The organism is Rhizobium sp. Rhizsp42 (genome assembly GCF_047304155.1).
Lineage (GTDB): Bacteria > Pseudomonadota > Alphaproteobacteria > Rhizobiales > Rhizobiaceae > Rhizobium.
On the sequence record NZ_JBGLYS010000012.1, the window covers coordinates 63,831 to 81,839 of the forward strand.

20 protein-coding genes and 1 tRNA gene are annotated in these 18,009 nt (G+C 62.8%); 13 read left to right on the plus strand and 8 right to left on the minus strand.

What is annotated here, in order from left to right; all coding sequences use genetic code 11:
* Positions 1-35: 35 nt before the first annotated feature.
* Positions 36-773: a type 1 glutamine amidotransferase gene (locus tag ACCD05_RS13790; protein WP_413393336.1), complete on the minus strand. Its 738-nt coding sequence runs from the start codon at positions 771-773 to the stop codon at positions 36-38.
* A gap of 138 nt (positions 774-911) precedes the next feature.
* Here ACCD05_RS13790 and ACCD05_RS13795 point away from each other — a divergent pair, with 138 nt between their 5' ends.
* Positions 912-1,208, plus strand: a complete 297-nt coding sequence (locus tag ACCD05_RS13795; protein ID WP_413393338.1) for a SelT/SelW/SelH family protein — start codon at positions 912-914, stop codon at positions 1,206-1,208.
* 30 nt (positions 1,209-1,238) lie between these two features.
* On the opposite strand, the gene ACCD05_RS13800 is transcribed toward ACCD05_RS13795, so the two are convergent.
* Positions 1,239-1,628: a BA14K family protein gene (locus ACCD05_RS13800; RefSeq protein ID WP_413393465.1), complete on the minus strand. Its 390-nt coding sequence runs from the start codon at positions 1,626-1,628 to the stop codon at positions 1,239-1,241.
* A gap of 253 nt (positions 1,629-1,881) precedes the next feature.
* Between ACCD05_RS13800 and ACCD05_RS13805 the strand changes: the two genes are divergently transcribed.
* From ACCD05_RS13805 to ACCD05_RS13820, 4 genes are all read left to right on the plus strand, one after another.
* A tRNA-Leu gene (locus ACCD05_RS13805) sits at positions 1,882-1,968 on the plus strand.
* A 261-nt stretch (positions 1,969-2,229) separates the two neighbouring features.
* Positions 2,230-2,568, plus strand: a complete 339-nt coding sequence (locus ACCD05_RS13810; protein ID WP_209188698.1) for a type II toxin-antitoxin system RelE/ParE family toxin — start codon at positions 2,230-2,232, stop codon at positions 2,566-2,568.
* 16 nt (positions 2,569-2,584) lie between these two features.
* Positions 2,585-2,872, plus strand: coding sequence for a helix-turn-helix domain-containing protein (locus tag ACCD05_RS13815; protein ID WP_413393341.1), 288 nt, complete (start codon positions 2,585-2,587; stop codon positions 2,870-2,872).
* Positions 2,873-3,092: 220 nt separating this feature from the next.
* Entirely contained in the window at positions 3,093-3,308 is a 216-nt protein-coding gene (locus ACCD05_RS13820; protein WP_413393343.1) for a hypothetical protein, read from the plus strand.
* Between the two features lie 43 nt (positions 3,309-3,351).
* On the opposite strand, the gene ACCD05_RS13825 is transcribed toward ACCD05_RS13820, so the two are convergent.
* The 4 genes from ACCD05_RS13825 to ACCD05_RS13840 form a co-directional block, all read right to left on the minus strand.
* Positions 3,352-3,990 (minus strand): NrsF family protein, encoded by a 639-nt coding sequence (locus ACCD05_RS13825; RefSeq protein ID WP_413393345.1) that lies wholly within the window; start codon positions 3,988-3,990, stop codon positions 3,352-3,354.
* The gene (locus ACCD05_RS13830; protein ID WP_209232230.1) at positions 3,974-4,561 is read right to left on the minus strand and encodes a sigma-70 family RNA polymerase sigma factor; all 588 of its coding nucleotides are present in this window, start codon (positions 4,559-4,561) and stop codon (positions 3,974-3,976) included. Before ACCD05_RS13830 ends, ACCD05_RS13825 begins: the two co-directional genes overlap by 17 nt.
* A gap of 137 nt (positions 4,562-4,698) precedes the next feature.
* Positions 4,699-5,040, minus strand: coding sequence for a hypothetical protein (locus ACCD05_RS13835; protein ID WP_047506624.1), 342 nt, complete (start codon positions 5,038-5,040; stop codon positions 4,699-4,701).
* A 115-nt stretch (positions 5,041-5,155) separates the two neighbouring features.
* Entirely contained in the window at positions 5,156-6,874 is a 1,719-nt protein-coding gene (locus ACCD05_RS13840) for a GNVR domain-containing protein (RefSeq protein ID WP_413393348.1), read from the minus strand.
* A 133-nt stretch (positions 6,875-7,007) separates the two neighbouring features.
* On the opposite strand from ACCD05_RS13840, the gene ACCD05_RS13845 reads away from it, so the two are divergent.
* From ACCD05_RS13845 to ACCD05_RS13860, 4 genes are all read left to right on the plus strand, one after another.
* Entirely contained in the window at positions 7,008-8,069 is a 1,062-nt protein-coding gene (locus ACCD05_RS13845; protein WP_413393350.1) for a glycoside hydrolase family 5 protein, read from the plus strand.
* Between the two features lie 4 nt (positions 8,070-8,073).
* Positions 8,074-9,342, plus strand: coding sequence for a hypothetical protein (locus ACCD05_RS13850; protein ID WP_413393352.1), 1,269 nt, complete (start codon positions 8,074-8,076; stop codon positions 9,340-9,342).
* Positions 9,343-9,496: 154 nt separating this feature from the next.
* Positions 9,497-10,381 (plus strand): formyltetrahydrofolate deformylase, encoded by an 885-nt coding sequence (purU, locus tag ACCD05_RS13855; protein WP_413393354.1) that lies wholly within the window; start codon positions 9,497-9,499, stop codon positions 10,379-10,381.
* Positions 10,382-10,531: 150 nt separating this feature from the next.
* Positions 10,532-13,459 (plus strand): aminotransferase, encoded by a 2,928-nt coding sequence (locus ACCD05_RS13860; protein WP_413393356.1) that lies wholly within the window; start codon positions 10,532-10,534, stop codon positions 13,457-13,459.
* 7 nt (positions 13,460-13,466) lie between these two features.
* Here the strand turns inward: ACCD05_RS13860 and ACCD05_RS13865 are convergent, their stop codons facing one another.
* Both ACCD05_RS13865 and ACCD05_RS13870 read right to left on the minus strand, forming a co-directional pair.
* Positions 13,467-13,967 (minus strand): SRPBCC family protein, encoded by a 501-nt coding sequence (locus ACCD05_RS13865; RefSeq protein ID WP_018899164.1) that lies wholly within the window; start codon positions 13,965-13,967, stop codon positions 13,467-13,469.
* A 5-nt stretch (positions 13,968-13,972) separates the two neighbouring features.
* Complete coding sequence (locus ACCD05_RS13870) at positions 13,973-14,317, minus strand: ArsR/SmtB family transcription factor (RefSeq protein WP_413393358.1); 345 nt, start codon at positions 14,315-14,317, stop codon at positions 13,973-13,975.
* Between the two features lie 117 nt (positions 14,318-14,434).
* Here ACCD05_RS13870 and ACCD05_RS13875 point away from each other — a divergent pair, with 117 nt between their 5' ends.
* From ACCD05_RS13875 to ACCD05_RS13890, 4 genes are all read left to right on the plus strand, one after another.
* A complete protein-coding gene (locus tag ACCD05_RS13875; RefSeq protein ID WP_413393360.1) occupies positions 14,435-15,076 on the plus strand; it encodes a dihydrofolate reductase family protein in 642 nt (213 codons plus the stop codon).
* Between the two features lie 522 nt (positions 15,077-15,598).
* Entirely contained in the window at positions 15,599-15,793 is a 195-nt protein-coding gene (locus ACCD05_RS13880) for a hypothetical protein (RefSeq protein WP_018899167.1), read from the plus strand.
* 170 nt (positions 15,794-15,963) lie between these two features.
* On the plus strand, positions 15,964-16,959 hold the full coding sequence (locus ACCD05_RS13885) for a P1 family peptidase (RefSeq protein WP_413393362.1): 996 nt from the start codon (positions 15,964-15,966) through the stop codon (positions 16,957-16,959).
* A 42-nt stretch (positions 16,960-17,001) separates the two neighbouring features.
* Positions 17,002-17,919 (plus strand): LysR family transcriptional regulator, encoded by a 918-nt coding sequence (locus tag ACCD05_RS13890; protein WP_413393364.1) that lies wholly within the window; start codon positions 17,002-17,004, stop codon positions 17,917-17,919.
* The last annotated feature ends 90 nt before the right edge of the window (positions 17,920-18,009 follow it).

Consider the following 18,009-nt stretch of genomic DNA (forward strand, 5'->3'; position numbering starts at 1 on the left):
GGGCCGGCTGACGAAGGCCGGCGCTCGTCCTATCCTCAGGCGCCGACGGCGACCGGTTCCTTCGCGGTCGCGACCTCGATCATCGCAACCCAGTTGCGCGCGATCGCAAGGCCGCTGGCGTCGGCCGCAGCGCCATCCACGGGAGCGAGATCGGGGTGACGCTCCAGCCAGCCGGGCTCCATGCGCTCGATCGTCGCCTCGAAGCCCGTTTTCCACCCCTCGACCACCGCGCGGCTGGCCTCGAAATGAAACTGCGTGCCATAGGTCGCGCGGCCAAGCCGGAAGGCCTGGTTGCGCACAAGCGGGCTTGTCGCCAGCAGGCAGGCACCCTGAGGCAACGTGAACGTATCGCTGTGCCACTCGAACGTGGTGAAATCGGCATCGAGGCCCGAAAGCAGCGGATCGGCCTTGCCCTCCTCAGTCATCTCGACGGGTCTCCAGCCGAATTCCAGCTGCCGGCCAAGATGGTTTTCCGCGCCATAGGCGCGCGCCAGGATCTGCGATCCCAGGCAAATGCCCATCACCGCCTTGCCCGCCTCGCAAAAGCGCTGCATCAGCCGCGCAAGCGCGGGCAGATAGGGGTAGTTCGCATCGTCGAGCGCGTCCTGCTCCCCGCCCAACACGACAAGCGCGTCATGCTCGAAGATGCTCTGCGGCAGCCGGCCGTCGAGATAGGGCTGGTAGATGTCGAGCGCGGCATTGGCTTCGGCAAGCGCGATGCCGAGCGAACCCAGCGGCGTGTTCTTCATGTTCTCGATGATGGCAACCCGCATCGGCATCTCCTGTCTTGCTGCAGATTGAGGAAGAACACCAAGCCATCACGCATTGCAATATCCGTTGCGCGGCATCCGGCCACTTCGTAAGCTCGGCGCAACTGGAACGACATGCCCGAAGCCCGACGGAAAGCCCCCATGACCGAGAAAAAAGCCCGCGTGACCATCCTCTACTGCACCCAGTGCAACTGGCTGCTACGCGCCGGCTGGATGGCGCAAGAGCTACTGCAGACCTTCACCGATAGCCTCGGCGAGGTGGCGCTGATTCCCGGCACCGGTGGCAATTTCGAAATCCGCGTCGATGACGAGCTTGTCTGGGAGCGCAAGCGCGACGGCGGCTTTCCCGGCCCCAAGGAGCTGAAGCAGCGCATCCGCGATATCATCGACCCCGATCGCGACCTCGGCCACACCGACCGGGCGTCGAAGGAAAACTAAGCCGCTCCGGCACGCTCAGCTCGCCCGTGCCTAGTCGTAAGGCGAGTTGCAGGTCTTGTAGATCCCCTCATAGGTCACGAAGCGATCCGTCCTGGGATTGTAGCTGCGATACTGATTGCGGCACCAATCGACATGGAAGTTGCGATCGGGCGTGTTCGGCCGCGCCGTTCGCGTCTGTGGCTGCGACGGCCTATAGCGCGTCGGCGGCTGCGGGTTGTAGTATTGCGGCGCCGGGCCCATCTCGCGCGGGCGGTAATAGGTCGGTCCCGTCGCGGTCGGCGGCCGGTAGTTCGGCTGCACATAGGATGGCGTGAACGACTGCGTCTTGCCGAAGGTGAAGCAGCCGCGAAAATCGCACATGGTCTGCACGCGGATGATATCGCGATTGCCGATATTTTCGGGGGCAGGCGCCATCGGCATGGCCGAAACCTGGCTGAACGACATCACGGATAGAATCACAACAACCGGAAATTTCTGAAAAACGCGCATCGCACCATCCTTTTCCTTGAATGACATATAGTGCGCCCAAGCTTTCTTGGCACCGCCCGAAATCCTCGAACGCCGAAAAACCCACCTTTACCGGCCTTGGCCCTAGACTTTTTTGCGTGGTGTCAGAAAAACTTCAAAAACCCTGTTGACACCAACGGGCCACCCCCGTACATGGCTCTCCGTCGCCCAGATGGCGGAATTGGTAGACGCGCCAGCTTCAGGTGCTGGTACCCGAAAGGGTGTGGAGGTTCGAGTCCTCTTCTGGGCACCATTCCATTTTTGAGAAACATAGATTTCTCAATTATTTCAAGACTTAGAAAGTATCTTCGATACGCTTTCCGGTTCACCGGAAGCCCTCACGGGGCTTGTCTTGTTTTGCGTCAGGCTTATTGAATCAGGGCCTTTGAATTGTCGTGCCGGATACCAACGGCAATCCGCGTCATTCTAAACTAAAGCGAATTTGAGCAGGCTCTTCGCGTGCCTGACGGATAGTCGATTATCTTGAAAATGATAACCCAATGGGGTACATTTCATGCAGACTGTTGCAGAGACTCCGACATTCACCCGGCAAGCCGAGAAATTGTTCAGCGAGGAAGAGAAGCGGGAGTTGATAGACTTTCTCGCGGAAAATCCTCTTGCCGGAGATGAAATTCCGGGTACGGGCGGCGTTCGCAAGGTGCGCTTTGCGGCGTCTGGACGAGGAAAACGAGGCGGCGCCCGGATCATCTACTACTATCTCGATGAGACGATGCCGCTTTATGCTCTGCTTGCTTACGCGAAGAACGCCAAGACCGACATGACGCCGGACGAGAAACGGATTGTTTCCGCCTTGGCCTCGGCTCTCAAGGCCGCCGCGCGCCAGACGAAATGACGGAGACGAGACGAAAATGACGGATTTCGCAGACGATCTTATCCAGTCTCTTGGAGAAGCTCTCGCCCATGCAAAGGGCGAAGGGCCAGCTGTCGTTCATGCTCCCCTCGATCCCCGCGAGGTGCGTGAGAGGGTAAAGCTTACCCAGGCTCAGATGGCGCCGCTGATGGGCATGAGCCTCTCCGGTTACCGCAAGTGGGAGCAAGGCCAGCGTCGCATCAGTGGCCCAGCTGCGGCGTTGTTGAGGGTAATTGAAAAGGAACCGGATGCCGTGCGCAGGGCTCTGGCGGGTGGTGCGCGCTGAACCAGCGCCCATTCGTTACTGCCACGCCGCAAGTGCCGACGCGCCTATTTCTACCCCCGCCCGCGCAGCCATGTTTTCATGCAACTTTGCCAAGTATTATCGCGCGATCGATCCCTTAGATAAGCCCCAATCTCTTTCCATCCTCTTCGAATGATGCTTAGTTCGTCCCGCTGGGAGGGCGACGATATTCATCGATAGTATTCGAGGGACCGGGTGCTGCATGACCAACGTGACGTCTTCTTCCGACAATGGCCGCCGCATCACGCTGAGGGTCGATCTGACGGGCGTGCTCGCCTGTCTGCTCATGGCCGTCATCATTGCCTGCGCCGTCATGAGCTACGGCACCAGGCATCGGATCGACGACGTGGTGCAGCCGGTCGGGCCAAAGGCGACGCAGCAGCAGGCGGTCGATGGCGATATCGCCAATGGCGGCTAGCAATCCCGCGTGCAGGGTGGCCGTTCGGGCCACCGCTTGATCATCACCATCTGAGATAGCGACGGCCGAGCGCTGCGCCGATGGCGGTCACGAGCGCAATCGCGATCGTGTACCAGGTGGCGACGAAGAGCGGGCTGTCGTCGATGCAATGCCAGGCATAGAGCGCCGAGGCGATCGCGCTGGCGGCAAGGCCGGCTGCGGCGCCCGCAAGCGCCGGCCGTCGTGGCGCACCGGCGCGCAGCGCCAGGATGAAGCCCAAAAGCGGCGCGATCGACAGAAGCGGGATGAGCATCAGGCAGTAGGCCGCATTGTGCCCCATCATCTGCGGTTCCCAAAGCTCTCGCGGCAGCACCTGGAGCTCGATCAGGACGGCGGCCGCAAGCAGGCCCGTCGGCGCCAGAAGCGCCCATGACGCGGCGCTGACGGGCACGTCAGGGCGACCGATGCGAAACACGATCGTCGATGCGAGAATGGCGAGCACCAGCATCAGGCTCACCTTGAAGAGCACGCGGGTGGTCCCCATCATGCTTGCGATATCGTGGCGGATGCCGATCGCGAATACCAGAATCAGCGCCGAAACGACGACGCCCGAGACGAGCGCGATCTTCAGCGCGCGCCCCAGCCGCATCCGCACGGGCGTATCCTCGGCCAGCAGGCTGATCAGCTCATTCGTCTTCAACACGTCCACTCCGATCGTCCGTCTCGCCGCGATAAAAGCCGGCAAGCTTCTTCAGCGCCCGATGCAGCGAAACGCGCACCGCACCCTCGCTCATCTTCAACCGCTCCGCCGTTTCCCGGATCCCCGCGCCGCCGATCGAGATCGAGCGAACGATGTCGCGCTGCGGATCCTTCAGCCGTTCCAAAAGGTGGATGGCATCGAGCCGATCCATTGCATCGGCTGCCTCATCGTCGCTTGCAACCGTTTCCATCACATCCTCGATCGGCACGCTCACATGCCGTCCGCGACGGCGCAGGCTGTCGATCAGCTTGTTGCGCACGATGGCCGACAGCCACGGACCGATCGGCCGCGCCGGGTCCCAGGTGCCGCGTTTCAGATGCACCGCAAGCAGCACTTCCTGCACCACGTCTTCCGCCTCGCTTGCCGGCGCGCCGAATTGCTCGCAGCGTCGCCGGGCCATGGCGCGCAAATGAGGCGTCACCGCCAGAAGAAAGCGCTGATAGGCCTGCGCGTCGCCATCAAGCGCGCGGCGCATCCAGTCTGCCCATTCCTCTTCACGCGCCGAATACTTCACCCGACATCATCCTCTACGAACGGGCACATGCAATTGTTACCGGACCTTGGAAATATTTCGCCGACCTCGCAAGGCCGCATCGCTTAAAAAAGCGTCGGCGACGAGTATCGAATTCCGTGAGGAAGGGAAAGAGCCGATCAGCGGACGGGCTGGTAATGGCCGCGCAAAGGAACCTGGCTGCCGGTGGAAATCACGCCGTCGCGATCGCACACATAAACGGTCATCGGCATGCCGCCGGAGCGGAAGATCTCGTCGTAGCGCCGGCGCACGAATTGCGTCTCGGTGCGGCAGGTCAGTTTAGGCTCCAGCGAAGGGTCGGTTGGCGCCTTGACGCCGGGCAGGTTGGCATAGGGATAGGCCGATTGCACCCGCCCCTGGCCGGCGCGCCCCCAGTCGGTCGAAAACGCCGGCGCGGGTAGAACGCCGCTCGATAGCGTCAGCGCCACGAGAACGATTTTTTCGAAATTGCCAAGCCGCATCAATTCCCTCCGGCCGTTTGCCGGTCTCTCTATCAATGCGCTCGATGTAAGCACGCCACTGCAGCGCATCAAGCGGAAGCACGCGCCGCTCCCGCAAACGTGACCTCACGCGAGCTTAGGCCGGCTTACGGAAATAGCCGCGAAACGTCGGGTGAGCAAACAGGCTGGCGAGGATGGCAAAGCCCGCGCCGAGGAGGAAGCCGGCGAAGAACCCGCCGATGACGCCGGCAATCAGCAGGGCCGTCTTGCCCGGCCCGTTGGCCTTCAGCGGGGGCTCGGCCTGCGAGATCACCCGCACATTGCTGCGCGAAAGGCTCTGCTCCTCGCTGGTCTGGCCGGAACGCTTCAGCACGGTTTCGTAGATGTCGCGCGCGGCGGTCGCCTTGCGCTGCAATTCGTTGAGCTCGACCTGCTTGTCGGAGGTGTTGACCTGCAGGGCCTTTTGAACCGACAGCTCCTTGGAGACAGCGTCCTCGGCCTTCTTCGCCTGCTGGTATTCGCCCTGCGCCGTGCTCGCCAGCCGTTGCAGCTCGCCGCGGATCTGGTCGGATATGCTTTTGAGCGATGATCTCGCCGCCTGCAGGCGCGGATGGCGCGTGCCCATCTGGCTCTCGAGGCTGCTCACCATGGCGGCCTGCGTCGAATATTGCTGGCGCAGCGTCGCAAGCGCCGTCGAAACGCCGCCGCCCTGCGATGTGCCGCCGACCACGTCCTCGAAGCGCAGATTGGCGGCCGCATCGGCGCGCGCCTTGGCCTGGATCGTCTTGTCCTGCGCGGTCACCAGCAGCGTGTTGAGCGATGCCAGGCGCTGGTCGGAGATCAGCCCGTTCTGCGTCGAAGCCATGTCGTTGTCGGCACGGTAGGTCTCCACCGCCTGCTCGGCCTCCTGCACCTTCTGGCGAAGGTCGGTCAGGCGGTTGTCGAGCGTGGTCGAAGTGTCCTGATAGAGCCCGGTGCTGGCGCCGTCTTCTTCCTGCAGGAAGGAGGCTACGACCTGGTTTGCCAGCCGCGCCGATTTCTCGGCGTTCTTCGTGGTGACGTCCATGGAGACCACATAGGTGGAGCTCTGGCGGGTGATGACCAGCGCCTTCTGCAGCGCGCTGACGACGGCGGCGCTATCGGCCCGGCCGGCGTTGAATTCCGGATCCTGATCGAGCTTCATTGCATCGGCGACGCGGCGCATGACATTGCCGGAGCTCAGGATCTGCACCTGGCTGTCGATCATCGCCGATATCATCTCGGGCGAGGGACCGGAGGCCTGCGTGCTGGGATCGTTGAGGCCGATCTGGCGCGGGTCGAAGTAGAGCGTCGTGTTGGCCGTGAATTTCTGCGTCGACATCGGTAGCGCGACGGCGCCGGCAACTGCGCCAAGCACGGATAGGCCAAGAATGAGGAGGCGCTTGTTCCAGATCGCCTGGATCGCCGAGCGTGTGTCGAGTAGCGGTCCGCCCGGTTCGGGCGCTACAGCGGGCGCGATCACAGGTGAGGCGACGGGCTCCGTCACCGGCGTCGTAAGGGGCGCTGGTGCAGTCTCGCGCGCGACGGTGCTGGCGGATCGAGGCGCGGCGTCGGCGCTCGGCTGGATCGGGTCGTCGCGCTCAGGCGTCCGCGCGGGCTCGGCGGCGGGCAGTGGCGGTCTCGATCGGCTCTGCGGTTGCGTGTCTTGAGGGGCGGCGTCGGTGATCAGCGAGGCAGGGGTGGGCTTGGCGGGCACGAAGTCGGACGGGCGCAGCACCGGTCCGGGCGTGCCGGTCCGGTTGGGCTCGGTGTTCGGCGGCTCATAGCTGCGCCATTGTGGCAGCCGGCCAACCTTGTTCCTGTCAAACTGGTTCATGCGCGCGCTCGTTGCTCGCCTCTAAAATACTGGCGACGTGGGCTCGACTTTAGAAATCCTTAGCTAACGGACCGTTAAGATGCCGGGACAAGCAATGACACCAACGACCAGCCGAACCCGGAAGCGGTATCAAATGAGCGACAAATCCTCCCCCCGGCGGCGCCTCGCGGCGGCCGTCTTGGCAACGATCTTGCTCCAGGCCGGTGGCGCCAGCGCGCAGGGCACGTGCCTGCAGGGCATCAATCTTTCCGGTGCCGAATTCGGCGAGCGCGGCGGCGAGGTCTTCAAGGCCTATGCCTACCCCTCCGAGGAAACCATCGCCTATTTCGCCAAGAAAGGCTTCAACACCGTCCGCCTTCCCTTCCTCTGGGAGCGCCTGCAGCCCGAACTCGGCAAGCCGCTCGACGAAGCTGAGCTGCAGCGGCTGAAGGACGCGGTCGAGCTTTTGCGCAAGCAGCACCTGACCATCATTCTCGATCCGCATAACTACGCCCATTACGACAAGGTGATGATCGGCACACCGCCTGTTACCGACACCGCCTTCGCGGAATTCTGGGCGCGGCTAGCGATCGAATTCTCCAATCAAGAAGATGTGATCTTCGGCCTGATGAACGAGCCTTACGACATCGGCGCCGATGCCTGGCTGAAGGCGGCCAATGCCGCGATGCGCACGATCCGCGCGACGGGGGCGAACAATCTGATCCTCGTTCCCGGCACCCGCTTCACCGGCGCCCATTCCTGGCTGGCGGATGCGCCGGGTGGCGCCAACGGCACGGTCATGCTTGGCGTTCGCGACCCGCGTAAGAATTACGCCTACGAGGTGCATCAGTATTTTGACCAGGATTCATCGGGCATGCACGCCGAATGCAGCGGCAACGACAGCGCGCTCAACGCGGTGACTGCAATGACCGACTGGGCGAAGAAGAACAACACGCGCGTCTTCCTCGGCGAGTTCGGCGTATCGCAGGACAACGCCTGCGTGGCGGGCCTCGGTCGCGTGCTCAATCACATGCAGGCAAACCCGGATGTCTGGCTCGGCTGGACCTATTGGGTGGCGGGCGATTGGTGGCCGGAGACCGAGACGCTGAACGTCCAGCCGCGCAACGGCAAGGACCGCCAGCAGATGACGGCGCTGGAAAACGCCATCAAGGCGCCGCCCGCCGACAAGGCCAAGTGCAAGACGCTGGTGGATTGAGGACATGGCAGGCAAGGGCACGACCGCTAAGGAGCCGATCGATTACAGCATCCTGGCTGTCAGCGTGCTCGGTGTGACCTACAACGCCATCCTTGCCTTCATCAATCACAACATCATGCCGCTGACACCGACCGCCGTGGTGATGAGCGAAATCCTGATCCTCGCCTACAGTTTCGGCTATATCCTCAAGAAGGGAATATTCGAGGAGGATATCATTCCTCTCGGCTATCTCCTCGCGACCATCGTGCTCACTGTTTACGTGATGGTCATCAACAAGGCCGGCTATATCGATCATCTGCGCAATGTCCTGATCATCTTCGCCTTCACGGTGCTCGGCCGCTGGAGCAACGAGCGAACGCTGCGGCTCGCCTTCAAGATCTGCTGCATCACGGTTCTGGCCGTGCTGGTTTGCGAGATCATCTCGACGCCCGCCTATGTGGCGCTCGTCCATCCGGCCGAGTATTTCCAGAACACCCGCGGCGTGCCTCCCGCCACCTATAGCGACGCCGGCCTGTTTCGCGGCGCGCTCGGCTTCGAGGGCCGTTTCTCCTTCGGCCTGATCGATCACCGCTCCTCCTCGATCTTCCTCGAACAGGTGTCGCTTGCCAATTTCTGCGGCGTCATGGTCATCTATCTCGTGAGCTTCGCCAATCGCATCACGCTGTTCGATCGCTTGATCTTCGTCACCACGATCGTGCTCATCCTGGTGACCAACGACACCCGCACCATGCTGATCTTCGCCATCGTCAGCGCCGCCGGCTATGTCATCTATCCATTCATCCCGAAGATCTTCAATTTCCTGATGATGCCTGGTATCGTCATGGTCGGCTTCATCATTCACGCCTTCAAGCCGAACGCCCATGACGACGACTTCGTCGGCCGCATCAGCGGCACGATCAGAAACATCATCGCCATGGATTTGCCGGCGACGATGGGCCTCGAGCTTGACAAGGCCACCACCTTCGTCGACAGCGGCTATGTCTACATCACCTACGGCGCCACCGTCTTCGGCCTGATCCTCTTCTGGCTCTTTGTATCCTTTTATCCGGCCGGCCAGACGCCGAACCAGAAGCGGCTCTGCCATTCCCTCTCGCTCTTCATGTTCCTGAACCTGATGATCGGCTCGACCGCGATCTTTTCCATGAAGACCGCCGGCCTCGGCTGGCTTCTCGTCGGCTTCCTCAAATTCAACGAGGGCACCGCGGCCACGGCGGGGATTCGCGGTTCCACGACGCAAAGTGAACGGACTCCGATAGGAAACGCCGTAAGCTGACGGTCGATGGGATGTTCCGGCCATTAAGGCCGCTCTTCTCGATAAACTTGGTGCAGCGGCGTGAGCGTCGTGCTTGATCGGCCATGTCGCTTTGATCTAAGCAGGCTCCACAGCCGATGCCAGAGGGCCGACGCTTGAACAAGGAATATGACGCATGACGCAATATGTACTGACGGTAGCCTGCAAATCGACACGCGGCATCGTGGCGGCGATTTCGACCTATCTGGCCGACAAGGGTTGCAACATCATCGATAGCTCGCAGTTCGACGATCTCTCCACCGGCATGTTCTTCACCCGCGTCAGCTTCATCTCCGAAGAAGGTGCGACACTGGCCGCGATCCGCGAAGGCTTCCAGCCGATCGCCGAGAAGTTCGAGATGACCGCGGAAATCCACGACGGCGACCAGCGCATGAAGGTGCTCTTGATGGTCTCGCGCTTCGGCCACTGCCTGAACGATCTGCTCTACCGCTGGAAGATCGGCGCGCTGCCGATCGATATCGTTGGCGTCGTCTCCAACCATTTCGACTATCAGAAGGTGGTGGTCAATCACGACATTCCCTTCCACCACATCAAGGTGACGAAGGAAAACAAGCCGCAGGCCGAAGCGCAGATCATGCAGATCGTCGAATCGACCGGTACGGAACTGATCGTGCTCGCCCGCTACATGCAGGTGCTTTCTGATGCCATGTGCCAGAAGATGTCCGGCCGCATCATCAACATCCACCACTCCTTCCTGCCATCTTTCAAGGGCGCCAACCCCTACAAGCAGGCCTATGAGCGTGGCGTGAAGCTGATCGGCGCCACCGCGCATTACGTCACCGCCGACCTCGACGAAGGCCCGATCATCGAACAGGACACCGCGCGCATCACCCATGCGCAGTCGGCCGATGACTACGTGTCGATCGGCCGTGACGTCGAGAGCCAAGTTCTCGCCCGCGCCATCCACGCCCATATCCACCACCGCGTCTTCTTGAACGGCAACCGCACCGTGGTCTTCCCGGCAAGCCCGGGCAGCTACGCCTCCGAGCGCATGGGCTAAGCACTTGGTGTCGGGCGTCCGCTAATTCCTTGGCCAGTAATTCCTGGGCCGGTAATTCCTAGTGATGACGCCCGATCCCTTGCTTGCCGATAGCAAGCTGTCGATTATCTGCTTATTGTGCAGGATCGAATCGTGCGGTGGGGGAATGCCATGACCGATGAAACGCTCGCTCAGCGTCTCGAGCTTCCGCGTCCAGATGTGACGGCAGAGGAAGCGGGAGACATCCTGCAGTCGCGTTACGGTCTGTCCGGCCAGCTCAGCGAACTCGGAAGCCAGCAGGACCGCAACTACCGCGTCGATACCGGCGATCAGACATATGTCCTGAAGATCTGCCACATGATCTACGAGACGATCGAGCTCGAGGCGCAGAATGCCGCGATCCGACACCTCGCCGGCATCGAGGGCGCGCCGCGCGTGCCGCGCGTGGTCGCCTCCACCGATGGCCAGGACATCGTCGCCGTCGTCGTCCGCGACCAAACCTACCAGGTTCGCCTGCTCGAATATCTCGAAGGCGAGGGCCTCACCAAGCCTTCATATCTCCCCAAACAATCCGTGGCGGCGCTCGGCGCGCTCTGCGCCAATCTCGCCAAATCCCTGGCCGATTTCGACCACCCCGGCCTCGACCGCAACCTGCAATGGGACCTGCGCCGCGCCGGCCCGGTCGCCGTCCAGCTCTTGTCGGCGATCACCGATGGCGCCGCGCGCGACCGTATCGCCAAGAACATGGTCGCCGCCGTCCGCCGCGTGCAGCCCTTCGCGCCGGCGCTGCGCCTGCAGGCCGTCCATCATGACGTCACTGGCGACAACGTCGTCAGCCGCCGTGACGAAAAGGGCCGCCTCATTCCCGATGGAGTCATCGATTTCGGCGATATCATCCGCGGCTGGCTGGTCGGCGATCTCGCCGTCACCTGCGCCTCGCTGCTGCACCAGGCCGATGGCGACCCCTTCTTCGTGCTGCCCGCAGTCAAGGCCTATCACGAGGTCTATCCGCTGAAGGAAGAGGAGCTCAGGGCGCTCTGGCCGCTGGTCGTCGCCCGCGCCGTCATCCTGGTGGCGAGCAGCGAGCAGCAGATCTCCATCGATCCCGAAAACGAATATGTCCGCGCCAACCTCGTGCTCGAGCAGCGCATCTTCGATACCGCCATCGCCGTGCCCTTCGATCTCATGGAAACGGCGATCCTGAAGACGGCGGGCATCGAACTTCCGGCCGTTGCGACCGAGCATTGGCATCCGCTGCTGCCCGATCTCGATCTCCAGAACATGCTCTATGTCGACCTCGGCGTCGAAAGTCAGCATTTTGCCGCCGGCAACTGGGGTCAGGGCGATATGGACTGGCGCCTGCTTGCCCGCGCCGCTTCCGAGGCCGATGCCGCCGCCACCCGCTACGGCGAATACAGGCTGTCGCGCGCCCGCCTGCTGAGCGCCAGGCCGTCGGCCACTTATGCCCTGCACGCCGATATCTGCCTGGCCGCCGGCAACGCGATCGCGGCCCCGTTCCCCGGCCGCATCAGCTGGCAGAACCACCATCTCGTGCTCGAGGGTGCCGATATCAGCCTTCATCTCGACGGTCTCGACCCATCGGTCGAAGACGGCGCCGAGCTCGAAGCTGGCCAGGCGATCGGCGTGGTCTCCGGCGAGCAAGGCTCGCTCGGCGGCTTGCGCGTGCAGCTCTCGACCTTGAAGGGCGGCGAGCCGCCGCTCTTCTGCACGCCAGCCGAAGTCTTCGCCTGGTCGGCGCTCTGCCCGTCTCCGGCAGCGCTGCTCGGCAAGGGCGTCGAGGCGCCGAAGCCTGTCGACGCGGAAATTCTTGCCGTACGCACGGCCCATTTCGCCGCCGCCCAGAAGCATTATTACGAGACCCCGCCGCGCATCGAGCGCGGTTGGAAGGAGTACATGTTCGATGTCGAGGGCCGCGCCTATCTCGACATGGTCAACAACGTCACCATCCTCGGCCACGGCCATCCGCGCCTTGCCGATGCCGTCGGCGAACAATGGCTGCGGCTGAACACCAATTCGCGCTTTCACTACGCCGCCGTCGCCGATCTCTCCGAGCGGCTGGCGGCTCTGGCCCCTGAAGGTCTCGACACCGTCTTCCTGGTCAACTCCGGTTCGGAGGCCAATGATCTGGCGCTGCGGCTCGCCTGGGCCCATACCGGCGCGCGCAACATGCTGAGCCTGCTGGAGGCCTATCACGGCTGGTCGGTGGCAAGCGATGCCGTCTCCACCTCGATAGCCGACAACCCGCAGGCGCTGACGACGCGGCCCGATTGGGTCCACCCCGTCGCCGCGCCCAACACCTATCGCGGCGAGTTTCGTGGCCCCGATTCGACCGGCGATTATCTGCAGAGTGTCCTTGCAGCGTTGGAACTGATCGACGCCGGCGGCGAGCGGCTGGCAGGCTTCATCGCCGAACCGGTCTACGGCAACGCCGGCGGCATCGCGCTGCCGCATGGCTATCTCGCCGCCGTCTATGGTCAGGTGCGCGCCCGTGGCGGCGTGTGCATCGCCGATGAGGTGCAGGTCGGTTATGGCCGGCTCGGCCATCATTTCTGGGGCTTCGAAGAGCAGCAGGTGGTGCCCGATATCATCACGGTCGCCAAGGGCATGGGCAACGGCCACCCGCTCGGCGCCGTCATCACCACGCGGGCGATCGCCGATTCGCTGGAGAAGGAGGGTTATTTCTTCTCCTCGGCCGGCGGCAGCCCGGTCAGCTCCGTCGTCGGCATCACCGTGCTCGACATCATGGCCGACGAGGCGCTGCAGCAGAATGCCCGCGAGATCGGCGATCGGCTCAAGGGCCGGCTGGTGGCACTGATGGATCACCATCCGCTCATCGGCGCCGTGCATGGCATGGGGCTTTATCTCGGCGTCGAGTTCGTTCGCGACCGCGAAACGCTGGAGCCTGCGACCGAGGAGACGGCAGCGATCTGCGCGCGCCTTCTCGATCTCGGCGTCATCATGCAACCGACCGGCGATCACCTCAACGTGCTGAAGATCAAGCCGCCGCTTTGCCTCGCCGCAGAAAGCGCCGATTTCTTCTCCGACATGCTTGAGAAGGTGCTGTCTGAGGGCTGGTGAGCGGCCTTTACTCGGCCGCCCCGCCTGCCTGGCCATCCAGCCAGGCCACCAGTCCGTCAAGCGTCTGCAGCCCATATTCGACGGCGCCGAAACCAATGACGAACTGACGCCGCGCGCGGGTGGGATGCAGCTGACGCATGGTCAGCACCGTCTTGCCGTCGGTCTGCTCGTCGAAGGTCACCGTCACCCTGAAGCGATCGGGGTCCTCGGGGTCGGGCGTGCCGTAGTCCATGACGATCCGCTCGTTCGGCACGATCTCAAGAAAACGCATGAGATTGGGGAAGCGCTGCTCCCGGCCTTCGAACATGCCGACCATATCAAACCGCCAGACGCCGCCTTCGCGGATATCGGCCTCGATGCTCTCGATCGCAAGTCCTGTAGGACCATACCATTGCGCCAAAGCATTGGGGTCCATCCAGGCCGCGAAGACCCTGTGGCGGGGATGATTGATGACCTTCACCAGCACGATTTCGCGGTCCAGCGACCAGCTGTCAAACGGATCTGCCATGTGCTTCAATCTCCTCCCACTTCATCTTGCGTATTATCGAGATAAGTCTCCAGGCGATCCAGCCGCTGTGTCCAGCGCAGCCGCTCGGATGCCATCCAGTCCGCCGCCTCGTCGAAGCGCGCCTGCACCAAGCGGCACCAGCGGCTGCGACCGCGCTTCTCGCTGGCGATCAGCCCGCAGTCTTCAAGCACCTTCAGATGCTGGACGAAGGAGGGCAGGGCCATGTCGAAGGGCTCCGCCAGGATGCTGACCGATACCTCGCCCTCGGCCAGCCGCGAGACCACCGCGCGGCGTGTGGGGTCGCTAAGAGCGTGAAAGGCGAGGTCGAGCGGGGTCGAGTGATAGGGCATGTCGTTTTTTACGGCAGGCCGGGTTGCGGGTCAATATTAGAAAGGTACTTGCCTTAGTGATTTGATCTGATACAAAGGCAACAGCCTTAGTATTTAAACTGTGAGGAGGATAGCACGATGGCAGTCCGTATCGATCTCATGATCTCGCTCGATGGTTTCGCCACGACGACCGACCAGACATCAGAAGTCCCCTTCGGCGAGGACTGGCCACGGCTCGTCGGCGCTTACATGGCCACGCGGACCTTCCGGGAGCGCGTGTTCAAGGACACAAGCGGCAGCGGCACCACCGGCCTCGACGATGACTACGCGCGGGCCTATTTCGAGAATATCGGCGCCGAGATCATGGGTGCCGGCATGTTCGGCCTGCACAATTTTCCCGATGATCCGGACTGGCGCGGATGGTGGGGCGACGAACCGCCCTTCGGTTGCCCGGTCTTTGTCCTCACGCACAGGGAGCGCCCGTCGATCGAGATGGCCGGCGGCACGACCTTCCACTTCCTCAGCGCCGACCCCGTCGAGGCGTTGGAGCAGGCGACGAAGGCCGCCAACGGCAAGGATGTGCGCGTCGGCGGCGGACCGACGGTCGCCCGAGATTTTCTGAAAGCCGGTCTGGTCGATCAGCTTCACGTCGCGATCACGCCGATCCTTTTGGGTCGCGGCATTCGCCTGTGGGATGATTTGCGCGGCCTGGAAGCAGGCTACACGGTCAAATCCGAAACCGCGCCCAGCGGCACGATCCACCTGACTTTCAAGCGTTAATCGCCGCCCGCGGGCATTAACCATTTCGGTCATTTCGCGGCTTACAGACTTTTAATCAAAAGCCCCATTGCCGGAATCAGACGCACTCCCTATCTCTGGCTGCGAGCGACGGAGAGTTCCGTATCGTCATACCAAGTGCACAAAGACCTGCTAATGGTCTTCTCGTGAATTCGGCTTTGGCGGAATGATATTTTCCTAATCGCCGACATTTTGACACGTTTCGGAATATGTTTCCGACAGTTCGTTATGTATTCTCTACAAATAAAGTAGATTATACGGAACGCCAACCGCCGGTCCCGGCATGCCCGGGGCCCGAAGCAAGCACGACGCAGAAGAAAGGAATGAGACATGAACGACTTTGAAATTCTTGCCACGCTCCTGATGCGCCCGGTGCTTGGCAATGACCGTCCGGGCGCTCTCTCCCGCCCGAACTGTCGAATGTGACCTTCGTCCCCCCTTAAACGGTAAAAGACAAGTCAATTCGCCATCGCCGACGCACTCCGCGCGGCAGGAGTTCTATGCATGAAAAAAGAAGTTATCGAATACGCAGGCGTGCCCGTTGGCATCGTCATTCCGGATGAAAACCGGCTGAAATTCATCGCCGTGAAGTATCACGTCCACGATCTCGACGAGCAGCACTTCAGCTCGCCGGCCGAGGTCAAGCACGCGATCCACGACCTGATGACCCGCCGTCATCCCAAACCCATCCATGCCTGAGGGCATGGTTCGATGCCGGCTTGAGATTGCCGGACGAAAACAATTCGAGGATATCTGACCGGTCCCGCCTGAAGCGGGGCCGGTCTTGTTTTTTGGTCTCCCATATCGTCCTATCGCCTCCTGCTGATCGCCCACCGGCGAGAAGCCCACTGACGAAGAGGACGCAGCACTTGCTCAATCTGCTCACCGATATCGAGGGTCTCTCCGTCGGCCACGCCACGGATGTCGGCCTCGGCTCCGGCGTCACCGCCATCGTCTTCGATCGGCCGGCGGTGGCCTCCGGCGTCGTGCTCGGCGGTGCGCCGGGCGGCCGTGACACGGCGCTGCTTGATCCCTCCATGACGGTGGCCGAGGTCGATGCCTTCGTGCTCTCGGGCGGCTCCGCCTTCGGGCTTGATGCCGCCGGTGGTGTCCAGGCCGGCCTGCGCGCCATGGGCCGCGGCTTTCCTGTTGGAAACCAGCGCGTCCCCATCGTTCCGCAGGCGATCCTGATGGATCTGCTGAACGGCGGCGACAAGGATTGGGGCCTGCAATCGCCCTATCGCGAACTCGGCTACGAAGCCTTCCGCGCTGCCGCCAAGGGTTCGTTCGCGCTCGGCACGGTGGGCGCTGGCACCGGCGCCACCACCGCGACCTTCAAGGGCGGCCTCGGCTCGGCCAGCGCCCGCTCGTCGGCTGGCCACACGATCGCGGCCATCGTCGCCGTCAATGCGCTCGGTTCCGCTACGGTGGGCGAGGGGCCGCATTTCTGGTCGGCGCCTTTCGAACAAGACAGTGAATTCGGCGGCCTCGGCCTGCCGCAGGCAATCGACGCGCGCGATACCGCCATGCGCCTCAAGGGCATGAACACCACCGCCACGACCATCGGCGCCATCGTCACCGACGCGGTGCTGACGAAGGCCGAAGCACATCGCCTCGCTGCCATGGGCCATGACGGTTTTGCTCGGGCGCTGCTGCCCGCGCATCTGCCACTCGATGGCGACACCATCTTCTCGGCTGCCACCGGCGCCAAGCCACTCGGCGGGCTCCCCGAATTCCTGGAACTCTGCCACCTCGCCACGCTTGTGATGGCCCGCGCCATTGCCCGCGGCGTCTATGAGGCGACGGCCCTTCCGGTGGAAGGCGCCCAGCCGGCATGGCGGGACCGCTATGCCGATCGTCTGTGATGGATTAGAGGATGGCATTGGTCCGAATGCGGAGACGGTGAGATGCAGATACGCGCCCTGATGTATTTCGACGAACTGGTCCGCACCAATTCGATGCGCCAGGCGGCCGAAAACCTGAACGTCGCGCCGACAGCGATCAGCCGACAGATCGAGAACCTCGAATATCATTTCGGCGCGCCGTTGGTGGAGCGCAGCGCCCGTGGCGTCAAGCTGACGGCCGCCGGCGAGCTGCTCGCCGCCCGCGCCGGCCGCACCCTGCGCGAGCTCGATCATGTCGGCCAGCTTATCGAGGATCTGAAGGGCCTGCAGGCCGGCCGCGTCGCCATCCACGCCAATGGCGCCACCGTCGCCAATCTCCTGGCGCCGGCGCTGGCCGAATTCAGCCTCAAATATCCCAAGCTGCATTTCGAGGTTACCATCTCCAGCGCTCGCCAGGCCGTCGAGGCGGTCAATGGCGGCGAGGCGGATATCGCGGTCACCCTGTTTGCGCCGGCCGTATCGGGCACCAAGGTGAGGCTGCGCTCCGAGATCGCCTACGACCTGATCGTCGCGACAGGCCATCCGGCAGCCGAGCGGCTGGAGGTCAGCCTCAAGGATATAGCCGACTATCCACTGGCGCTCCCCGACCAGTCCTTCGGCTTCCGCCAGGCTTTCGATGCACTGTTCGAGAAGGCAGGGCTGAGCTTCGATGCCGTCTTCGTCACCAGCTCGCTGGAGATGCTGAAGGAACTGGTGCTGAGCGGTGCCGCCGCCACGCTGCTTCCGGCGCTGACGGTGCGCCGCGAGATCGAGGCCGGCCAGCTGCGGGCCGTGCCGCTGGCGCCAAGAAGTGCCATCCGCACCCATGTCGATCTCTGCGTCGCGCCCGATCGCCAGCTATCCTTCGCCGCCTCCAAGCTTCTCGATTTCATCGAGCGCTTCATGCGCGAGCGCGCCGGCGGCCCTGTCGGCAAGGGCTGAGCGGATGCAGCGGCCGCCAGCAGGCGGTGTTGGGCTTGCATCGAGTGGGAAATTCCTGTGTAGCTCTTTCGGCTACACTGAGCACACAAA

Bases quoted from the DNA above. Each gene is read 5' to 3' on its own strand.
- ACCD05_RS13790 (WP_413393336.1), bottom strand. From the start codon at position 773: ATGCGGGTTGCCATCATCGAGAACATGAAGAACACGCCGCTGGGTTCG.
- ACCD05_RS13795 (WP_413393338.1), top strand. From the start codon at position 912: ATGACCGAGAAAAAAGCCCGCGTGACCATCCTCTACTGCACCCAGTGC.
- ACCD05_RS13800 (WP_413393465.1), bottom strand. From the start codon at position 1,628: ATGCCGATGGCGCCTGCCCCCGAAAATATCGGCAATCGCGATATCATC.
- ACCD05_RS13810 (WP_209188698.1), top strand. From the start codon at position 2,230: ATGCAGACTGTTGCAGAGACTCCGACATTCACCCGGCAAGCCGAGAAA.
- ACCD05_RS13815 (WP_413393341.1), top strand. From the start codon at position 2,585: ATGACGGATTTCGCAGACGATCTTATCCAGTCTCTTGGAGAAGCTCTC.
- ACCD05_RS13820 (WP_413393343.1), top strand. From the start codon at position 3,093: ATGACCAACGTGACGTCTTCTTCCGACAATGGCCGCCGCATCACGCTG.
- ACCD05_RS13835 (WP_047506624.1), bottom strand. From the start codon at position 5,040: ATGCGGCTTGGCAATTTCGAAAAAATCGTTCTCGTGGCGCTGACGCTA.
- ACCD05_RS13840 (WP_413393348.1), bottom strand. From the start codon at position 6,874: ATGAACCAGTTTGACAGGAACAAGGTTGGCCGGCTGCCACAATGGCGC.
- ACCD05_RS13845 (WP_413393350.1), top strand. From the start codon at position 7,008: ATGAGCGACAAATCCTCCCCCCGGCGGCGCCTCGCGGCGGCCGTCTTG.
- ACCD05_RS13850 (WP_413393352.1), top strand. From the start codon at position 8,074: ATGGCAGGCAAGGGCACGACCGCTAAGGAGCCGATCGATTACAGCATC.
- purU (WP_413393354.1), top strand. From the start codon at position 9,497: ATGACGCAATATGTACTGACGGTAGCCTGCAAATCGACACGCGGCATC.
- ACCD05_RS13860 (WP_413393356.1), top strand. From the start codon at position 10,532: ATGACCGATGAAACGCTCGCTCAGCGTCTCGAGCTTCCGCGTCCAGAT.
- ACCD05_RS13865 (WP_018899164.1), bottom strand. From the start codon at position 13,967: ATGGCAGATCCGTTTGACAGCTGGTCGCTGGACCGCGAAATCGTGCTG.
- ACCD05_RS13870 (WP_413393358.1), bottom strand. From the start codon at position 14,317: ATGCCCTATCACTCGACCCCGCTCGACCTCGCCTTTCACGCTCTTAGC.
- ACCD05_RS13875 (WP_413393360.1), top strand. From the start codon at position 14,435: ATGGCAGTCCGTATCGATCTCATGATCTCGCTCGATGGTTTCGCCACG.
- ACCD05_RS13880 (WP_018899167.1), top strand. From the start codon at position 15,599: ATGAAAAAAGAAGTTATCGAATACGCAGGCGTGCCCGTTGGCATCGTC.
- ACCD05_RS13890 (WP_413393364.1), top strand. From the start codon at position 17,002: ATGCAGATACGCGCCCTGATGTATTTCGACGAACTGGTCCGCACCAAT.